Raw genomic sequence first — 17,940 nt, 5'->3', positions numbered from 1 at the left:
GGCAACTGCAGAGTGGCCTTACGTTCACTCAGCCACCTGGTAACGAAAGGAAGACCCAAAGATGAAGATCCTGTTCGCCATCCGTGACGCGTCCTTCGCCAAGAAGAGCCTGAAGGCCAGCGCTTGGTACATCTGGTACTAAGCCGGCTGATCGGTACCTCCGGTACCTGAACAGCTGATCCGCCCCCGCCCCTGCCCCCCTCTCGGCCTCCGCCGAGAGATCGGGCCCGGGACGGGGGCGGAGACCGGCCCCGGCAAAGTCTCGGAGACATCACATGGCACTCTCCCCCGCCTCCGCCCGTTCGCGAAACACCGTGCTCTCCCCCCGACTTGAGGCCCTGCTCAGGGACCATCTAGGCAAGGACGCCGTCCGGCTCGAACCCGACACGATCGGGGTCGCCGGGCCCGAGCTCACCGACCGGATCCTCGCCGCCCGGCGCGCCACCGAGATCGAACGGCCCACATTCAAACCGCTGCACGGACGTTCGATCACCCGCACCGAGGCGTCCTCGGTGACGCGGACGATCGGCAGCGACGTGCGCGAGGCGCTGAAGGCCCCGCTGCCGCAGAACATCGACCTGTCCGGTCCGTGGCCGCTCACCGGACACCTCTTCCTGCGCGACCTCATCCTCGGCCGGGACCCGCGCCGGCTGCGGATCCTGATGAGCCGCAATCTCGAACTGACGCCGCTGCTCACCTGGTTGGTGATCTCGGCCGGCGCCGCACTGCCCGGTAGGCCCAAGCCCGGCGACGACCTCACCGAACTCGGCAAGCTCACCGCGAAGGCGGCCAACTACCAGGACCGACGGTACGCGCTGGGCATGTACCGCCGAGCCGCCGCACCCGTCTGCTTCACCATCTCCACCCTGGTCGCGAACGCGCTCTGGCTCGGCTCGCCGTTCGACGACAGCACGCCGAACCGGAACATCATCTTCGAGTCACTGCGCCTGCTGCCGCCGTCGTGGAACATCCTGCGCCGCGCCTCGCCCGAGTACCCCGCGCTCGATCCGCGGATCGGCACGGGCGACGACATCCTCGTCCTGCCGCTGCTCTCACATCGCGACCCGGCGCTGTGGGAGGACCCGAACGAGTTCCGCCCGGAGCGCTGGGACCACCTCGACCCGGACAGCACTCCCGGCTACCTGCCGTTCGGGCACTCCTCCGAACGCTGCTGGGGCCGGCACATGGTGATGCCGCTCGCCGAACTGCTGCTGGACCAGATCCGGGCAGCCGGCCTGGTCGTCGACCCCGAGCAGCGGACCGCCAAGGTGCCACTGCTCGGTCTGCTCGGCGTCAGCGAGGTCCGCGTCCTGAAGGCACGCGATGCACGCTGATCACATACGCACCGAACACGGGGATACCGAACACAGCGCTACCGACCCGGAGTTCGCCGACGGCCAGTTCTACGCCGACCCGCACGCCGCGTACCGCCGCTGGCGCACCGAGGGCGGCGCCCGCAAGGTCCGGTTCGGCGGCGCGGCCGGACTCGAAGGCTGGGTCGTCACCGGCCACGCCGAGTGCCGGGCCGCCCTCGCCGACCCCCGGCTGAGCAAGAAGGCCGTCACCGAGGCGTTCGCCCAACACGTCGGGAACTCCGAGGGCGGCCCGGGCCGCGACCTGATGACGCATATGCTCAACTCCGACCCCCCGGAGCACACCCGACTTCGCAAGCTAGTCCAACAGGCTTACACCGGGCGGCAGGTGGCAACCCTACGGCCGATGGTCGAGCGCCACGTCGGCGCACTGCTGGACCAGCTGGACGGGCTCGACTCGGCCGAGCTGATCAGCGAGTTCGCGCTGCCGCTGCCACTCGCGGTGGTCTTCGAGCTGTTCGGCGCGCCGCAGGCCGAACGGGAGAACCTCCAAGTCCGGGGCAACGCGGTCGATACCGGCCCGCAGGACGACGGCGGGGCGGACGGCGAGGTCTCGGTGGAGACTGCCGAAGGCATGGCGGACTACCTGCGCGCCCTGGTCGACCACAAGCGCACCCACCCGGGCGACGACCTGATCTCCGAACTGCTCGCCGCCCAGGCGGACGGCGACCGGCTGACCGAGGCCGAGACCACCTCGATGGCGTTCCTGCTCGCGATCGCCGGCCACCAGAGCACCGTCAACCTGATCGCGAACGGCATCCACGCGCTGCTCGGCCACACCGAGCAACTCGCGGCGCTGCGTGCGAATCCGGAGCTACTTCCCGGCGCGATCGAGGAAGTCCTGCGCTACGAGAGCCCGTTCAGCATCGCCTCGCTACGCCGCACGACCGAGCCGGTGACCATCGCGGGCACCACGATCCCGGCCGGCGAGTTCGTCCAGATCGCGCTGCTCGCCGCCAACCGCGACCCGGCCGTCTTCGCCGACCCCGACCGCTTCGACATCACCCGCCCGGACGCCACCCGACACCTCGCGTTCGGCCACGGCATCCACCATTGCCTCGGCGCACAGCTGGGCCGGCTACAGGCCGAGGTCGCGTTCAGCGAACTGCTGCGCCGCTTCCCGGCCCTGCGCCTGGCCGAACCGGCCGCGGCCGCGCAGTGGCAGGAGAACCCAAGGCACCGGGGGCTGCTCAGCCTGCGGGTGCTGCTGCACTGACGACGGCGGGCGGGTAGCGCCGGAGCGCGCGGGCGCTCCGGCGGTACCGTGCGGCCCGCTCCCCACAGAGCCAGTGGGCCGGTGGGGGCGCCAAGACCCTCACGCAATCCCTTTGGATGCGGCTCTGGGGGGAGGGGCTGAGCGCATCACGTGCTTGGTACGGGTGGCGGCGTACAGGAACTGGTCGATCGTGCCGACTGCGAACGGGCTCAGCAGACCACGGCGACGCCCGGGGAACCACTCGGCGGGAGCCCTGCGCTCCTTCGCTTCGTCCAGCAGAACCCGAGCACCCGCCTCGCCATGCCGCCAAGCCGTAGAATTCACCGCGTACTTGTTCCTAAGAGAGCCCCGTTCAGCGGACAGCCTCCTCCCCGGCGGCGTCGAGACGCCGGAACACGAAGAGCGCGACGCACTGGTCGCGGAGCTCGATGGCGGCCCGTAGCGGCCTGTCGAAGTCCACGGTGGGGCGGATCTGGCGGAAGTTCCAGCTCAAGCCTCACGTGGCCGACACGTTCGAACTCTCCACCGACCCGCTGTTCGTCGAGAAGGTCTACGACGTGGTCGGTCTCTCCTTCAACCCGCCCGAAGGGGCGGTGGTGCTCTCGGTCGACGAGAAGTCCCAGATCCAGGCACTGAACCGGTCCCAGCCGGTCCTTCCGATGATGCCCGGCGTGCCCGAGCGTCGCACCCACGACTACGTGCGCAACGGGCTGACCGCCGACACCGCCTGGGCCCGGGCCCACGTCCGCCACGCGGCGGCTCCCACATCCGAGCGCCCCGACGCGCGGTCGTCACCACCACGGACCCCGCCCGCCGGGAAGGCGGGCCGGTGCGCGTCCCGGGCCTCGGCTCCTGGGCGTTGCCGCCCCGGGGGAGTCGGACCTGGAGGAGGGGCCGGGCGATGTCGGCGGTGTCGGGTCCCTCCTGCGCGAGAAGTCGGAGGGGCCGACTTCTCGCGCAGGGTGTTCGGGGGTGGTGAGGAGGCGGCTGTCGTGGGATCAGTGCGCGAGGCCGCGCAGCAGCCGGACGTACGGGCCCCAGTGCGCCGGGCGCGCCACCGTGCCCGTGCAAGCCAGTTCGGCGCGGTCGAGGCTGTCCTCCAGGCAGGCGTCGTGGAGCGGCCGCCACAGGAGCGGCCAGGTGAGGCGGGCCGGGCCGCGGGCGTCCATGGCGAGGGTGTGGCGCAGCAGCGTGTGTTCCTCGTCGACGGTCAGGACGGCGTATTCGTGGAATCCGTGGAAGCCGCGTGGCCCGCTGAAGGTGAAGCGCACCCAGGTGGAGGGGACGTACGCGGCGACGGTGTAGCGGACCGGGCCGTGCCCGCCGACCGCCCCGGCCGCCAGGGGGCGGTCGAACTCCATCGGCGGCCACTCCCGGTGTGGCCACAGCGTGTCGCCGCTGCTCGACAGGGCGTCGATCAGCGCCCCCACGTCGCTCGCCTTCGCGGCCAGCAGTCGCTCGTGCACGTTGTAGACGCCCATCAGTCCTCCCGGGACCTGTTCTAGAGGATGCTCTCTAATATTGTGGAGAGTACTCTCCAACCCATGGCCAGACCACCCCGCTTCGACACCGACCAGCTCCTCGACGCCGCCGTGCGGCAGGCTGCGGCATCGGGCCCGGCCGGGGTGACCATGTCCGCGGTCGCCAAAGACGTGGGAGCCCCGAGCGGTTCGGTGTACCACCGCTTCCCCGGACGGAGCGCGCTGCTCGCCGAGGTGTGGCTGCGGACGGTCGAGCGATTCCAGGAGGGCTACTTCACGGCCCTCGAATCGGACGCCGACGCGCGGCGGGCGGGACGCGCGGCGGCCCGCCACGTCGTCTCCTGGAGCCGCGCCCACCCGGCGGAAGCCGCTCTCCTCCTCTACGGCGCCGAGGACTTCGGGCGCGCCGACTGGTCCGAGGAGCACCTCCACCGTGCGGACCGCGGCAGCCGGCGCGTGCGCGCCGCCCTCGCCTCCCTCGCCGCGGCCCTGGGCGCCGAGGGCCCCCGGGCCACCGAATGCGTCGCCCTCGCCCTGATCGACCTGCCACTCTCGCTGGTCCGCCGCCACCTGAGGGCCGGCACGCCCCTGCCCGCCCACGCCGAGGACCTCGCCGAGGAGTGCACCACCGCACTGCTCAGCTCGCTTCCCGGAAGGACGGCTTCTCCATCGAAGGCCCCGGCCACCGGCTGAAGAACCTCCTCGTGGTCATCGAACGGGACACCAGCGCCGCCTGACGACTGGGCACCTTCAGCCGCACCTGCCCGAGCACTTCACCGAGTACGCCGACACATGTCCTTGTGGACGCCGACCGGCTGGTCGACGCCGACCTTGAGTTCCTGCGATGGTCCCGGTGAGTTCGAGGACGCCGCCGTTGCCGGCCCGGAGGATCGCCGGCACGCGCCCGTCCTCGCGGACGACCGCCCCCGCGACGGACGCAGAGTGCAGGGGCGTTGCGTCGGGCGACCCGGCATCGTCGCCAGGGGCTCCGTAGCGGGCGCGGTGGGCGGGCTGAACCGGGAGGGGGGTGAGATGGCCCAGCCGCCCCGGGGCGGGGCGGCTGGGCCGGGAGTTGCTGCTAGCGGGCGTCGAGTTCGCCGGTACGGACGGCGGTGACGAAGGACTGCCAGGCGGCGGAGGAGAAGAGGAGGGGGGGCCCGCTCGGATCCTTGGAGTCGCGGACCGGCATCATGCCGATAAATCCGTCGGCGACCTCCACGCATGTGCCCCCGCTACCGCTGTACGAGCTCTTCCTCCAGTAGGCGCCAGTCAGGTCGACATCCATTCAAAGTCCCTCCGTACCGAGCGGATCATGGCTACTGAGTCGGCCTGGCTCATGGCCTCGACCACGAGCCGATCGTAGTCGTCGGCCAGCGCAACAACCGCCTCAGCATCTCGATCGATGTAGCCGCGCTGCTCGGTCTCGCCGTAAGCGAGCATTTTGCGTCCTGGCATGGTAAGGAGGTGCACCAAGCGCGTGAATGGCCTGTCCTCGCCCAGCGAGTACGGGGCCACTTGGATGATGATGTTGGGCTGCTCGGCGAGCTGCTCGATGTGGAGCAACTGCTCGATCATGATGTCGCGGCCGCCAATGGGCCTCCTGAGGCAGCTCTCGTCCATCACCGCGTGCAGAAGCGGTGGCGAAGCGCGGTTGTGGACGTTCTGCCTGGCGAGCAGGAATTCGATTCGTTCCGCGGCTTGTTTCGGTGTGACGGTTCCTCGCCGAAGATTGCCCTGCTCCCAAGCTGTCGCGTATGGGCGGGTCTGCAGGAGCCCGGGAATCACGTTGATCTCGAAGAGCTTGATCTTCTCCGCGCCAGCCTCGTAGTTGGCGTACTCGGGGAAGCCGGGAACCAAGGCCGTGTGCTTGAGCTGCCAGTACATCAGCAGCAGAGTCCCGCCGGTCTGCAGGATCTCATCGGCCTTGGTAGCAAACATCTCACTCGGCGGTCGCTGCGCAAGTTCGACGAACGAGACGTAGGACGGGTGGACTCCGATCTTTCGTGCGAGCTGCTCCTGTTTGAGGCCCATCGCCCTGCGCGACCTGCGGAGTTGGACGCCAAAAGGGGCCCACAGAGATGACTGTGGGTCAATTTCCTTGATGTTCACCATGGCTGCTCCAACTCTCTGTGCCACTGGAGTCAAGTCGTCTGCCACTTCCGATGCTAGGCGACGCCGGGCCACCATGTGCACAGAACGTGAAACACCGATTGCGGAAGGTTATTCCCATGGGCGATGTCCAAGTGCCCCGGCTCCACGGTTACGGGGTCCGCTGGGACCCGGAGGGCCGGTGTTACCGGGTGCGGAACGAGAGCGCGGGGGAGTGGCTGCGCCAGGACTCCGGTGAGCTCAAGGGGTTCGTCTCCTTCTCCGACGCCTACAGTGCCTGGCGCGCGTTCGAGGTCCACAAGCGGCCGGGGGAGTGACCGTGTCCTCGATGTTCTCCCGCGCGACCGCCGAGCAGCGGCGCGAAGTCGCCTCGGTCGTGGAGGACTTCGTCGCCGTCCCTGCGCTGGGCGGGGTGAAGTTGCCGTCCGTCGAGGTGGATTGGGAGCACGGCCGCAGGACCGGCTGCTACCTGATCAGCCTCGGCTGCGCCCGCCCGTCCGTCCTGCTGCGCATCGTCGACCTGCTGCGCAAGGGGCTGCGCTACGAGCGCCTGACGCATGACGACTGAACTCCTCGCCCGCCTGCTGTGGTTGGCCGCTTCTCCCTCGTGCTCTTCGCCGCTCTCAGGAAGTGCCCCCGATGCGTGACCCCCGCCTGCTCGCCAAGCCGCCGGTGTGCCGGCTCGGCTGCCTCGTCCTCGTCCGCAACCGGCGCGGCGACGTCCTCCTGGTCGACCCGGACTACATGGACGGGCTGATCCTGCCCGGCGGCGCCGCCCGCCCCAACGAGCCCCCGCACCTCGCGGCCGCCCGCCATCTGCACGCTGAGACCGGGCTCACCCTCCGTCTCACCGACGTCCTCGCGGTCGACTTCACCCCGGCCGACCGCTACCTGGAGCGCCTCAACCTGGTCTTCGACGGCGGCGCCGTCCGCGACGACGCCCGCCTCACCGTCCCGCCGCAGCACAGGAGCGGCCTGCTCGGCGCCCGCTTCGTCCCCGTCCACCAACTCCCCGACGTCATGACGCCCTCCCAAGCCGCCCGCGTCACCGAGGCGTTGGCCAACCGCACGCTGCCCGTCCTCCTCCACGGCCAGCGAGCGACCTGAGGACCGCGACCTGTGCGACATCCCGCGAGTTCTCCTGAGCCCCGCTGAGTGACCGAGGCCGTGGCCAGGGACTTCTTCCTCCTTCGAGTGCTCTGCCGGAGTGTGACGTAACTTCAGGATTCCTGAAGCGTTCTCAGCCCGTGCGACCGATCTGCGGTCTGGTCGATGGCGAGGAGGCGCGAGTCCCCTGGAGAATGATTCACCACGAACCCCAGGGAGTACCCCCTAACTATCAGGAAATCAGACCTGCAGGTTCCCACTTGCCTTCAGTTTCTCGAAGTCGGAGGTCTCCGAGGACGAGCAGGAATGGACCAGCGAGCCCAGCTACAGGCGGCGTGTGTGGCCCCCGTTGATCTGGTCGATCTGATCGAGAAGGGCTGCATTCAGCTGTGCCCGCGCAGCCTTGACACACTCCAGAGCCTCCAGGACCTCACTTCGCACCGGGCTCTCCCGATGCGAGGAACGTCGCAGGACGTCGGCACGGACTTCCCGGGTCGCCTCTCGCAAGCGGCCCAGAAGCTGGGAGAGGGCGATGAACGCGGATCCGTCCGCATCGTCTGGTCGCGATCCGTCTGGTGCCAGGACGAGTGGAATGCCGTGCGGTGGTGTGTCCTGCGATTCGAGCCAGAGACCGTTGTGAGCCAGCGCGTGTCCGGCTTCGGTGGCCTCCCGGCTGACGTGGGCCGTGATCTCGTCGAATCGGTTGACGTCCACAGGATGGTGTGCTTGCAAATCTTGGACGAACCGCTCCAGAGCATCGATCCACGCCCGACCCGTAGTTCGCATCTTCAGCAGACGGGCGATCTCTGTCTCACTTTGGCGATCCTGCTCCTCACTCGCCTTCTGTTCCGCTTGCCGCCGATGCAGACGCAGGGGGCCATAGACAGCCGCGAGGCCGGCAACTGAGGCTCCCCCTAGAGCTCCGAGCAGTCCGTACAGCGCGCTGTTGTCGGTCATATCCCCCCAACGTAGAACTGCCGGTAGCCATACCCGTACGGCTCATCCCCAACACTCACCCGATGCAGGCTTCGCACCCGCTTCTGTGTAACATCCAGCGACGTTCCGTGCACCCTGCTGAGCCTTCGTCCGCACCGCCAACCCCCAGCTGATCATCAGCCAGTGCCGGTCGCGTCAGCAGCGTCTGTATACCCGAGGCTCTCCGAGTGACCCAGCGTGTTCACCACGAACCCGCAGGTCCATCACCGAGAATGGTCCGATAGGCACTCGGGTTCCCGCTGCAGGACCTTCAGTTTCCACGAACCCGCGGGAGTCAAGGCCCCGTGCTTGCGTAGCTGTGGCGAAGTGACAAGCAGCTCAGCGCGTCGTCAGGGCCCTTCCGACCGCCAGAAGAAGCGGCGCGGCAGCCGCTGGCGGGGCTGGTGTCGCCGTTGCTCTCGTGCTGAGACCCGGCCGCTCGCGTCGGCCTGCCTGGTCCGCTCGGGCCGTCGCGGGCGGATGCATGAACCGGCTCCTCTGTCGATCACCCCTGGGCGGGACAGCTCTTTCAGCCGATCTACTCCGAGCCGAGCTGTCCGCGCCCCGCCTCGTAAGAGGCGGCCGAAGGCGAAACATCGATTCCTCGCCTTATTGGATGGTCGGAAGCGAAGGATCCCGTTCTGACGGCCCATTTCGTCTCCCATGATGGCTGCCAACACCGGTCGACGAAGGGTGATTTCGGCATGGCTGATTGGGTGAAGGTCACGGGTGGTCTCTCTGCCATCTCGGCGGGGTCCAGGACCACGGTGTGGGGGGTGAACGCGGCAAGCGCCATCTTCCGCTACACCAACTACGACGGCAATCCGTGGATCAACATCCCGGGGGGCCTCAGCGACATCGGCGCGGGCGCCGACGGCACCACGTGGGGCGTCAACGGCGGCAACCAGATCTACCGGTACGTCGGAGACCAGGGGGCGCCGGACCCGTGGCTGGGAATCTCCGGCAGCCTGGTCCGCATCGACGCGGGGTCCAGGACGAACGTGTGGGGGGTGGACTCTGCCGGCGCCATCTTCCGGTACACCAACAACGACGCCAATCCGTGGATCAAGATCCCGGGGGCGCTGAGTGACATCGGCGCGGGCGCCGACGGCACCGTGTGGGGCGTCAACGGCGGCAACCAGGTCTTCCGGTACGTCGGAGACCAGGGGGCACCGGACCCGTGGAAGAGCGTCGCCGGCAGCCTCAAGCGCATCGCGGTGGGCTCCCGGACGAATGTGTGGGGCGTCGATCCCTCCGGAAGCATCTACCGGTACACCAACAACGACGCCAGCGGCACCAACCCGTGGATCAAGATCCCCGGCACGGCCATCGACATCGCTGCCGGCGCCGACGGCACCGCGTGGCACATCAACAGCGCCGGCGAGATCTACCGGTACACCGGCGACCAGCCGAGCTGACCCCGCTCCGGCATGCCGTGCGGGCCCCTGGCCGGGACAGGCCAGGGGCCCGCACCCGCGTCCTGGTCGGGCCGCGCGCGCCGCTGCTGGCTGCGCATGCCGCAGCTGACGCAGGCGTCCGTCATGCGCGGTCTCGTTCTCTCAAGTGCCGCCGTGGGTGGTGCATCGGCCTTCGGCCGATCCGGCGGTGCCGCGCCCGCTTCGCTCCGTGTAGCCGGACGACGGGTTGACTGCCCTTCCGCCGGACCTGAACGGCTTCCAGCCGCGCGGAGCCCCGGCGGGGGCTCCTCCGGCTATCAACGGTTCGCGCGGATGAACTGGCCGTCTTCCCAGTTCGTGACGTTTGTTCTATTGCAACAGTGATGCCTTGCGGTGGAAGCTCGGCTCATCGGGCGGCTGGCGTCCCCGGGGGCGCTGCCCCCGGCCCCCGCCAGCGCCCAGGCGGCATGTTGAGCGAGCTGCTGGGTGCGTGCCAGGAGAGCCTGGACGCGGCCGAGGCGAAGATCGCTAAGATCGACGCCCGGCAGGAACGCAGCGCCTCACCGGTCTTCCTCGGTCTGCCAACCTTCGACAGCATCGCAGCCGCCACCGTCACCGTGCGGTGAGGCTCGGCACGGCGCGCCTGCGACGCTGTCGGACAGGCCCTAGCGGCGGCCCCAAAGGCGTCGGACATGAACGCGGCGCCTTGGAATCGGCCCCGGTGTCCTAGCGGCGCAGAAAGGTCCCGCCGTCGATGACCCAGAGGCTGGCCGGAACCGCGCCGCACTTGACGACTTCGGAGTGCATCTGGGGGTTGGTCCGGTTCCAGCCGACCCGGCGCTGGTGCTGCTCGTCGGTCGGGTAGAAGGTGAGGCCGGCCTCGGGGTGCTGGCCCTCCTCGAAGAGGTACGGCTCGCCCCCGAGCGGGGTGACCACGGTCTGCGAGATGGGCCCGGTCACGGTGATGGCGCCGTTCCCGTCCACGGTCAGGCAGTCGACGTCGAACTCGGCCCGGATGGTGCCGGTCTTCTCGAACACGTGCTGCACCACGACGTGCCCCCGGGGGTGGCCGTCGACCGTACGGGCGCTGACCCGCGCGGTGAGCCGCTCGCCTGGGTTGGGGCCCGGGCCGTGCTCGTTGAGCAGGGTCCAGCTGTGCAGCGCGAGGTGCTGGGCCGGTACGGGGATGGCCGGCGCGGCCGCGGCGGTGCCGGCCATCCCGGCCGCGAGGGCCACGGCCGAAGTGGTGAGCGCGATAGCGGTGGTGAGCTTTCGCATGGTCAATCCTCAGTGGGGAGAAGGGAGTCGGGCTGTTTCCCGACTGCCTCCAACCTCCCAGCTCACCCCCGGTCGCGGCCTCCGCCGCGGGGAGGGACCGGCTCCCCCCTGCGGGGGAACCGCTCCTCCTCCGCCCGACTCACCAAGTGGCGTGTCACCGCGCGGCGTGGCGTATCGCGTCCAAGGCGAGGGCGGCCACCGCCAGCGCCGGGACGATCCCGGCGAGCAGCCCGGCCAGCCCCCGGCGCGGCGGGGACGGGCCGGCACCGAGTACCGCGCCGTGCGGACGTGCTGCGCGCGCTGGACGTGCCTGCGATGACGACGCAGCTGGTCGACCAGCTCGGCCTGAGTCGGGGCACCGTCGGCAGCCGTCTGGCGGTGCTGCGCGATGCCGACTTGGTCACCCGCACCCGTGTCAGCCGGTCCGTCCGCTACGAGCACACGCCGCCGGGCGCGGCCCTGGCGGACAGCTGAACGCCACCGGGCGGCCCACCTGGCCGCCCGAGGCTGACACCTCGGTGGTGGCGGCAGGGCTCCACCGAGGCACGTCCACGGCTGTCCCGACCAGCCCCGCAGCCATGCTGGGTTGGAAGAGGAGGACGGGGCCGGAGGGGTCCTTGGAGTCGCGGACGGGCTGCACATCGGTGCAGCCGTCAGCGACCTCCAGGCAGCCGTTTTGCCCGCCGCTGTACGAACTCTTGCGCCAGGTGGGTCTTCGGGCAGTGGGGGGTGGGCCGGGCCACCTGGTCATCGAAGGCCAGGGTGTGGCCGGCTCCGTGACGCGCCCGGGGCAGCGAGGCGACCGTGACGCCGGGCTCGGGACGGGACACCCTCGGCGCGTCCGCCGCGATCACCGCTCGAAGGGTGCCCGGGTTCAGGGCCGCGGCCGCGCACCGATCGGCTGGCCTGCTTCGCCACGGTCTACTGCACCACGACCGTGCCCTGCATGAAGGGGTGGATCGAGCAGACGTAGGCGTATGTCCCGGGCGTGGTGAAGGTGTAGCTGTACGAAGCGCCTTGGTTCAGCGTCCCGGAGTTGAGCGGGCCGGAGCCGCTGCTGGTCACCGTGTGCGGCGCGGCGTCGTTGTTGGTCCAGGTGACAGTGGTGCCCTTGCTGACCGTCAGTGTGCTGGGCGAGAACGCCAAGTTCATCATGGTGACTTGCTGTGCTCCGGCGGCCGGGGCCTTGGGCGCGGCCGCCAGGACCGTCTGCGACACCGCGGACACGGCGGCGCCGTGCGCTTGTGCGGCCGCCGGGCTCCAGGCGCCGAGCACGCCGAGTCCCGCCGCGACGGCGGAAGCCACCAGGGGCTTCGCGATCCGACGGCGCACATGGTCGTTGCTCTCGGTATTCCTGCGTGATCTCTCGGTCATGACACTCACCCCAATGTGTGCCGGCTTTACGCAGGGCCTTTCTTCCAACGTATCCCCCGTGCCGCCGGAGGGGCATCTCGGCAGGTTGACTGCTCAGGACCGTCCGTGACGTGCACGTCAGCAGGCTCGCCGGTTCGTTCGTGGGACTCGCCGACCGCCGCAAGCCGTCGGGAAAACGGTCGGACCGCGCGACTGATCGGGCGCAAGCCGTTCCCGCCGGCACCTACGGGCGCACACTTGTACGTGAGGCGAGGCCCCTGCTCCGGCTGGTGCGAGGTGGACATGATGCCGTTCCGTCGGCCGAACATCGCCAGATCGTACGGCGATACCCTGCTCAGATGGTGTGCGGCCGCAGCGCTCGCCGTCGACGCCTACGTCCACGCCGACCTTGCCGAGGGCTATGACGCGGTGGTGAAGTCCGTGAGCCAGGGGGATCTGTTCAGGATCGAAGCCGCTCTTGCGGCTCTTGCGGCGCTCCTGCTCCTGATTCGGCCCCATCGGCCGGCCCTCGCGTTCGCCTTCCTCGTGGCAGCCGGCGGTCTCGCCGCACTGCTGCTGTACCGCTACGTCGACGTCGGGTCGCTCGGACCGCTGCCCAACATGTACGAACCGGTCTGGTACACCGACAAGCAAACAGCCGCCGTCGCCGAAGCCGTCGCCGCCCTCGCCACCGGATGTCTCCTCCTCACACACAGGAGAGTCCGCGCCTGACCGCCCGGGACGCCCACGAGACGTCCCGGCGGGCGTGCGGTCGAGGATCGGGCGGTGGTGGCGCGAGCGACGCAGGCCTGCCCACCCGGCTCCGCGTGGCGCGGCGGGCAGGGGACAGTTGACCACCAGGACCCGGATCGCGGGGAGGACGAAAAGCGGAGGACGAAAAGCGGAGGACGAAAAGCGGAGGATGAAAAGGGGCGCGCGCGGAGGAGGCCTTGACCGGCCGGCCCGGTGGGGGACTCCTCCGCGCGCAGGGGGCCGCGGGTCAGGCGGCGCTCAGGCGCACCGCCCTGCGGTGCTCCGTCATGCCGCAGACCAGCTGGTCGCGGATGCGGGCCGGGACCTCGGGGGCGAAGCGGGCCAGGTAGTGGGCCAGATGGTCCTCGTCGTCGACGAGGAAGGGCAGGTCGAAGACCAGCAGCTTGCGCACCGCCAGCAGCGGCACCGGCGCGCGCAGCGGCCGGAAGGAGCGGTTCCACAGGCCCGGCTCCTCGCAGGCGGGGTGGAACTGGCCGATCATCAGGCCCTGTTCGACGAACTCGTCCTTGGCCTTGCGCTGCGCCTCGTCCAGCACGGTGGAGTCCGTCCGGTCGAGGCCGGGCAGCACCAGCAGCACGGTCAGCAGCTCCCGGTCCGACTCCTCCACCAGCCCCGCCAGCAGCCGCTCGTACCAGGCACGCAACTCGCCCACCAGCGCGGGCAGATCACCGTCCGCGCCGGGCTCGGCGACCGCGATGTGGAACAGGCCGCGGCGCAGCGAGGGCTGGGTGTAGGGGCAGACGGGGCCGCTGCGCCCCAGGTCGGGGTGGGCGGTGGTGAGGAAGCGCCGGCTCCAGGCGAGGACCTCGGCGGCCTCGGCGTGGTGGGCGGCCGCTCCGGCGTCGATCTGGTCGGCGGAGTAGACCCGCAGGGCGGCGTCGACGGTGTGCGCGCTCACCGGGCACCCCGCCACACGGGTGTCAGGATGGGGCCGCCGGCGGGCAGGGCGAGGGCGTCGCCGAAGCGGGTGAAGCCGGCGGCGGCGAGCAGGCGGGCGCCGCCCGGGGAACTGGTCTCGGCGTAGGCGGCCTGGCCGTCGGCGTCGACGGCGGCCAGGAAGGCCCGCAGGAGGGCGGTGCCGGTGCCGGCGCGGTGGGCGTCGGGGCGGGCGCCGATGAACGCCGCGTAGTAGTGCGGGCGGTGGCGCGGGTGGCGGCGGGCCTGCAGGCGGGTGATGGCGGCCAGGCGGCGGGCGCTGTCGGGGTGGGCGGCGGCGTCGACGGCCTCGTCCAGGGCGCGGGCGGCGCCGTCGTCGTGCAGGCCGGGGTCCTCCCACACGCCCGGGGGCAGGAACAGCAGCGCGGCGTCGGCGTCCTCGGTGGTCAGCACGCCCCGGTGGGCCAGGCACTGGTCGACGTGGACGCGGAAGAAGGCGGGCAGGACGGCGGCGCGGTAGGCGTCGTCGGGGAAGGCCCAGCGGGTGAGCGGGTCGTCCTGGAAGGCGGCGGCGAGGACCCGGGCGAGGGCGGGGGCCTCCCCGGGTCGGGCGGGGCGGACCGCGGGGGCCGCGAGGGCGGCGCCCGGCAGGGCGGTGGCGGTGGTCAACGGACACACTCCTCGGCAGACAAGGGGCACGGCGGCAGGGGCGGCAGCGGCGGAACCGGAACAGGGCGCGGGACACGGCGGGGCAGCGGTGCGGCGGTGCGGCGGTGCAGCAGTACGGCAGTACGGGTGGTTCAGGGCCGGTCGGCGGCGAGCGTGGCCACCCGCGTGTGCAGGCGCGGCAGGTACTCCTCGGCCTCGGGCTTCATCAGGACGCTGCGCAGCACCCGGGCCCCGTCGGCGTCGGCGCCCGCGCCCGGGTGGCGGCGGGTGAAGTCGGCGGCGTCCACGCGCAGCAGGCTCAGGTAGACCGGGTCGTGCTCGTCGGCCATGCCCTGGCGCAGCACGCGCTCGCTGGCGGCGTCGACGGCGGACATCGACAGCGGGCCCTCGGGGGTGGGGAAGTAGGTGACGATGTCCAGCTGCGGGCGCTGGTGCAGGGTCAGCTGCGGGCTGTCGTCGACGAGCCGGGACCAGGCCAGCGCCGCGCGCCGCCCGCCGGCCAGGACGGCGCCCAGGCCCTGCGCGGTGAGCGGCAGCAGCTGCAGGGTCAGCCACAGGGCGGCGGCCGAGGCGCCGGCGCGCGAGCACTCCAGGCTGATCTCGCCCAGGTGCAGTTCGGCGTCGGTGAAGTAGGTGTAGGGGGAGTCGTGGGCGAAGTGGCGGCCGATCGCGGGGTCGGCGAACAGCACCGCGCCGCAGCCGTAGGGCTGCAGGCCGTGCTTGTGCGGGTCGACGGTGACGGAGTCGCAGCCGGCGATGGCCCGCCACGGGGCCGGGTCCAGCTCCAGCGCGTCGGCCTGGGCGTCGTCGGCGGCCAGCAGCGCGAAGAACCCGCCGTAGGCGGCGTCCACGTGCACCCGCACCCCGTGGCGGCGGGCCAGCGCCAGCACCTCGTGCACCGGGTCGACGGCGCCGAGCCCGGTGGTGCCGGCGGTGACGACCACCGTGCCGACGCGCCCCGTGGCCAGCAGTTCCTCCAGCGCGCCCACGTCCATGCGCCCCGCCGTGTCGGCGGGCACCGCGTGGCCCTGCAGGCCCAGCACGTGGCACATCCGGCTGTGCGTGTAGTGGGCCTGCGCGCTGTAGGCCACGCCGCGCCCGGGGTGGCTCTGGCGGGCCACGTACAGCGCCTCCAGGTTGGCGATGGTGCCGCTGCTGGTGAGGTGGCCCACGTGCCGGGGCAGGCCGAACACGGCGGCCAGTGCGGCCACGCACTCGCGTTCCATGTCGTTGGTGGCCGGCCCGCCCTCGTAGGCGTGGTTGTTGGGGTTGAACCGCATCGCCGTCAGGTAGCCCACGACGGCGGCCGGGTGCGGGGGCTTGACCATCTGCCCGGCGTAACGGGGATGGAAGAACGGGTAGTTGTGCTCCAGGCGCTTGGCGAAGCGCTCGAACGCGACGGCGAAGTCCGCGTCGTCCACCTGGTGCGAGGGGTGCGGGCGAAAGGGCCCGAACCGCTCGCCCCACCGCTCGGCCACCTCGGCCGCCCTCGGCAGCCAGTACCGCAGGTCCACGCTGTGGCCCTTTCCCTTCGAGGGATCCTCCAGTGCTTCCCGAGCCACGGTGACCGGCGCCCGCAAGCGGGCCGCAACACCCGCAGCTCACCCCGCGGCCCGCCACGGACCCGCCCGGGCACCCCGCCCTACCGGCCGGTAGGCCTCAGCCGGACCCCAACCGGGCGCAAGGACCCGCTGCTGCAATCACCCCCGGAACCCGCCCCCGCACCACCCGCCGGGGCGCCCACCCACCGGGCCGGCAGCAGGAGGACGTGCGATGGTGACCAGACGCAGGATGATCGGCGCCGCCCTGGCGACCGGGGGAGGGGTCCTGCTCATGCGCACCACCCTGCGCCCGGCCGCCCCCGCCGCCGCCGCGGCCGAGGGGCACGACCACGGAAGCCCGGACCCCGCCGCCGCCGACCCCGGGCCCGACGCCGGGCCCGCGCTGGCACCGAAGTTCACCACCGCCATGCCCGTCCCCCCGGTGCTCGCCCCGGTGTCCACCGACGGCGGCGCCGACACCTACGCCATCACCATGCTCCGCGCCTCCGCACGGATCCTGCCCGGCCACCGCACCGACGTCCTCACCTACAACGGGTCCTTCCCCGGCCCCGTCATCCGCGCCCGCTCCGGGCGCCCCGTCCGGGTGCGCCAGACCAACCTCCTGGACGACCCCGTCTCGGTCCACCTGCACGGCGCCCGCGTCCCCGCCGACAGCGACGGCGGCCCGATGAACCTGATCGCCGCCGGCCGCACCCGCACCTACACCTACCCCAACGACCAGGCCCACGCGAGCCTGTGGTTCCACGACCACGCCCACCACCTGGAGTCCGAGCACGTCTACCGCGGCCTGGCCGGCACCTACCTGATCACCGACGCCACCGAAGCCGCCCTGCCGCTGCCCGCCGGCCAGTACGACCTGCCCATCGCCCTGCGCGACGCCCGCTTCGACCAGGACGCCAACCTCGTCTACCGGATGGACGACCCCTTCAACCGCACCACCATCCTCGCCAACGGCCGCCCCTGGCCCAAGGTCGACGTCGCCGCCCGCAAGTACCGGCTGCGCCTGCTCAACTCCTCCAACCTGCGCTTCTTCTCCCTGCGCCTGGCCGACGGCGGCCCCCTCACCCAGATCGGCTCCGACGGCGGCCTGCTGGAACGCCCCCACGTCACCGACACCGTCGACCTGTCCCCCGGGGAACGCGCCGACGTCGTCGTCGACTTCTCCCGCTACCCGGTGGGCACCAGCGTCGCCCTGACCAACTCCATGCCCCCCGGCCCCGCCGAACACGTCGGCCAGGTCCTGCGCTTCGACGTCACCCGCCCCGCCCACGACCCCAGCTCGGTGCCCGCCCGGCTGCGCACCCTGCCCCCCGTGGCCGCGGCCGTGCGCGAGCGCACCGTGGTCCTGGAGTACCAGGAAAGCCCCGGCGCCGCCCCCCTGGGCCTGATCGACGGCAAGGTCTACGACCCGGCCCGGGTGGACGCCCAGGTGGCCTTCGGCACCTCGGAGATCTGGACGGTCGTCAACGCCAACAAGGACGTGCCGCACAACTTCCACCTGCACCTGGTGCAGTTCCGGGTCCTGGCGCGCAACGGCGCCGCCCCCTCCCCGGCGGAGTCCGGGCTCAAGGACACGGTGCGCCTGCTGCCGGGGGAGAGCGTGCGCCTGCAGGCCGTCTTCGACGCCTACCGCGGCCGCTACCCCTACCACTGCCACCTGCTGGACCACTCCGCGATGGGCATGATGGCGCAGATGGAGATCACCTGACCCCGCCCGCCACGCCTGACCCCGCCCGCCAGGCCTCGGGCCGCCCGAGGGTGCGGGTGGCC

General features: G+C 71.2%; 20 protein-coding genes and 2 pseudogenes. 12 read left to right on the top strand and 10 right to left on the bottom strand.

The window, feature by feature from the left end; all coding sequences use genetic code 11:
* Positions 1 to 275: 275 nt before the first annotated feature.
* From P3T27_RS13180 to P3T27_RS13170, 3 genes and pseudogenes are all read left to right on the top strand, one after another.
* Positions 276 to 1,334, top strand: coding sequence for a cytochrome P450 (locus P3T27_RS13180; protein ID WP_280677750.1), 1,059 nt, complete (start codon positions 276 to 278; stop codon positions 1,332 to 1,334).
* Entirely contained in the window at positions 1,324 to 2,589 is a 1,266-nt protein-coding gene (locus P3T27_RS13175; RefSeq protein WP_280677749.1) for a cytochrome P450, read from the top strand. Before P3T27_RS13180 ends, P3T27_RS13175 begins: the two co-directional genes overlap by 11 nt.
* A gap of 404 nt (positions 2,590 to 2,993) precedes the next feature.
* Positions 2,994 to 3,305 (top strand): annotated as a pseudogene (locus tag P3T27_RS13170) (IS630 family transposase); the annotation flags it as partial.
* 282 nt (positions 3,306 to 3,587) lie between these two features.
* Here the strand turns inward: P3T27_RS13170 and P3T27_RS13165 are convergent.
* Positions 3,588 to 4,070 (bottom strand): SRPBCC family protein, encoded by a 483-nt coding sequence (locus P3T27_RS13165; RefSeq protein ID WP_280677747.1) that lies wholly within the window; start codon positions 4,068 to 4,070, stop codon positions 3,588 to 3,590.
* Positions 4,071 to 4,133: 63 nt separating this feature from the next.
* On the opposite strand from P3T27_RS13165, the gene P3T27_RS13160 reads away from it, so the two are divergent.
* Positions 4,134 to 4,763 carry a TetR/AcrR family transcriptional regulator gene (locus P3T27_RS13160; protein WP_280677745.1) on the top strand — a complete coding sequence of 210 codons (630 nt, stop codon included), beginning with the start codon at positions 4,134 to 4,136 and terminating at the stop codon, positions 4,761 to 4,763.
* Positions 4,764 to 5,148: 385 nt separating this feature from the next.
* On the opposite strand, the gene P3T27_RS13155 is transcribed toward P3T27_RS13160, so the two are convergent.
* Together P3T27_RS13155 and P3T27_RS13150 are read right to left on the bottom strand one after the other, a co-directional pair.
* Positions 5,149 to 5,355, bottom strand: coding sequence for a DUF397 domain-containing protein (locus P3T27_RS13155; protein WP_280677743.1), 207 nt, complete (start codon positions 5,353 to 5,355; stop codon positions 5,149 to 5,151).
* Positions 5,340 to 6,182, bottom strand: a complete 843-nt coding sequence (locus tag P3T27_RS13150) for a helix-turn-helix transcriptional regulator (protein WP_280677741.1) — start codon at positions 6,180 to 6,182, stop codon at positions 5,340 to 5,342. Before P3T27_RS13150 ends, P3T27_RS13155 begins: the two co-directional genes overlap by 16 nt.
* Positions 6,183 to 6,298: 116 nt before the next feature.
* Here P3T27_RS13150 and P3T27_RS13145 point away from each other — a divergent pair, with 116 nt between their 5' ends.
* The 3 genes from P3T27_RS13145 (at position 6,299) to P3T27_RS13135 (ending at position 7,286) form a co-directional block, all read left to right on the top strand.
* On the top strand, positions 6,299 to 6,496 hold the full coding sequence (locus P3T27_RS13145; protein WP_280677739.1) for a hypothetical protein: 198 nt from the start codon (positions 6,299 to 6,301) through the stop codon (positions 6,494 to 6,496).
* A 2-nt stretch (positions 6,497 to 6,498) separates the two neighbouring features.
* Complete coding sequence (locus tag P3T27_RS13140) at positions 6,499 to 6,747, top strand: hypothetical protein (RefSeq protein WP_280677738.1); 249 nt, start codon at positions 6,499 to 6,501, stop codon at positions 6,745 to 6,747.
* A 71-nt stretch (positions 6,748 to 6,818) separates the two neighbouring features.
* Entirely contained in the window at positions 6,819 to 7,286 is a 468-nt protein-coding gene (locus P3T27_RS13135; protein WP_280677736.1) for an NUDIX domain-containing protein, read from the top strand.
* 324 nt (positions 7,287 to 7,610) lie between these two features.
* Here P3T27_RS13135 and P3T27_RS13130 read toward each other — a convergent pair whose 3' ends face one another.
* Positions 7,611 to 8,243: a hypothetical protein gene (locus tag P3T27_RS13130; protein ID WP_280677734.1), complete on the bottom strand. Its 633-nt coding sequence runs from the start codon at positions 8,241 to 8,243 to the stop codon at positions 7,611 to 7,613.
* 794 nt (positions 8,244 to 9,037) lie between these two features.
* On the opposite strand from P3T27_RS13130, the gene P3T27_RS13125 reads away from it, so the two are divergent.
* Positions 9,038 to 9,679: a tectonin domain-containing protein gene (locus P3T27_RS13125; protein ID WP_280677732.1), complete on the top strand. Its 642-nt coding sequence runs from the start codon at positions 9,038 to 9,040 to the stop codon at positions 9,677 to 9,679.
* A gap of 446 nt (positions 9,680 to 10,125) precedes the next feature.
* Positions 10,126 to 10,284: a hypothetical protein gene (locus tag P3T27_RS13120; protein ID WP_280677728.1), complete on the top strand. Its 159-nt coding sequence runs from the start codon at positions 10,126 to 10,128 to the stop codon at positions 10,282 to 10,284.
* A gap of 100 nt (positions 10,285 to 10,384) precedes the next feature.
* Here the strand turns inward: P3T27_RS13120 and P3T27_RS13115 are convergent, their stop codons facing one another.
* Entirely contained in the window at positions 10,385 to 10,936 is a 552-nt protein-coding gene (locus P3T27_RS13115) for a hypothetical protein (RefSeq protein WP_280677726.1), read from the bottom strand.
* Here P3T27_RS13115 and P3T27_RS13110 point away from each other — a divergent pair.
* Positions 10,826 to 11,410 carry a winged helix-turn-helix domain-containing protein gene (locus tag P3T27_RS13110; protein ID WP_348534098.1) on the top strand — a complete coding sequence of 195 codons (585 nt, stop codon included), beginning with the start codon at positions 10,826 to 10,828 and terminating at the stop codon, positions 11,408 to 11,410. The genes P3T27_RS13115 and P3T27_RS13110 overlap by 111 nt on opposite strands.
* A 94-nt stretch (positions 11,411 to 11,504) precedes the next feature.
* On the opposite strand, the pseudogene P3T27_RS13105 reads toward P3T27_RS13110, so the two are convergent.
* Both P3T27_RS13105 and P3T27_RS13100 read right to left on the bottom strand, forming a co-directional pair.
* Positions 11,505 to 11,687 (bottom strand): annotated as a pseudogene (locus tag P3T27_RS13105) (DUF397 domain-containing protein); the annotation flags it as partial.
* Between the two features lie 170 nt (positions 11,688 to 11,857).
* Complete coding sequence (locus P3T27_RS13100) at positions 11,858 to 12,310, bottom strand: cupredoxin family copper-binding protein (protein ID WP_280677722.1); 453 nt, start codon at positions 12,308 to 12,310, stop codon at positions 11,858 to 11,860.
* Between the two features lie 282 nt (positions 12,311 to 12,592).
* Between P3T27_RS13100 and P3T27_RS13095 the strand changes: the two genes are divergently transcribed.
* Positions 12,593 to 13,021, top strand: a complete 429-nt coding sequence (locus P3T27_RS13095) for a hypothetical protein (RefSeq protein WP_280677720.1) — start codon at positions 12,593 to 12,595, stop codon at positions 13,019 to 13,021.
* A gap of 268 nt (positions 13,022 to 13,289) precedes the next feature.
* Here P3T27_RS13095 and P3T27_RS13090 read toward each other — a convergent pair whose 3' ends face one another.
* The 3 genes from P3T27_RS13090 to P3T27_RS13080 all read right to left on the bottom strand — a co-directional run bounded on the left by P3T27_RS13090 (position 13,290) and on the right by P3T27_RS13080 (position 16,122).
* On the bottom strand, positions 13,290 to 13,961 hold the full coding sequence (locus P3T27_RS13090; RefSeq protein WP_280677718.1) for a DUF6875 domain-containing protein: 672 nt from the start codon (positions 13,959 to 13,961) through the stop codon (positions 13,290 to 13,292).
* A complete protein-coding gene (locus P3T27_RS13085) occupies positions 13,958 to 14,608 on the bottom strand; it encodes a hypothetical protein (RefSeq protein ID WP_280677716.1) in 651 nt (216 codons plus the stop codon). Before P3T27_RS13085 ends, P3T27_RS13090 begins: the two co-directional genes overlap by 4 nt.
* Before the next feature lie 131 nt (positions 14,609 to 14,739).
* The gene (locus tag P3T27_RS13080; RefSeq protein WP_280677715.1) at positions 14,740 to 16,122 is read right to left on the bottom strand and encodes an aminotransferase class I/II-fold pyridoxal phosphate-dependent enzyme; all 1,383 of its coding nucleotides are present in this window, start codon (positions 16,120 to 16,122) and stop codon (positions 14,740 to 14,742) included.
* A gap of 259 nt (positions 16,123 to 16,381) precedes the next feature.
* Between P3T27_RS13080 and P3T27_RS13075 the strand changes: the two genes are divergently transcribed.
* Positions 16,382 to 17,878: a multicopper oxidase family protein gene (locus P3T27_RS13075; RefSeq protein ID WP_280677713.1), complete on the top strand. Its 1,497-nt coding sequence runs from the start codon at positions 16,382 to 16,384 to the stop codon at positions 17,876 to 17,878.
* Positions 17,879 to 17,940: the final 62 nt, after the last annotated feature.

Origin of the sequence: Kitasatospora sp. MAA19 (assembly GCF_029894125.1) — a bacterium.
Classification (GTDB): Bacteria; Actinomycetota; Actinomycetes; order Streptomycetales; family Streptomycetaceae; genus Kitasatospora.
Note: the sequence above shows the minus strand (reverse complement) of the source record. Positions and strands in the feature narration are given on the sequence as shown.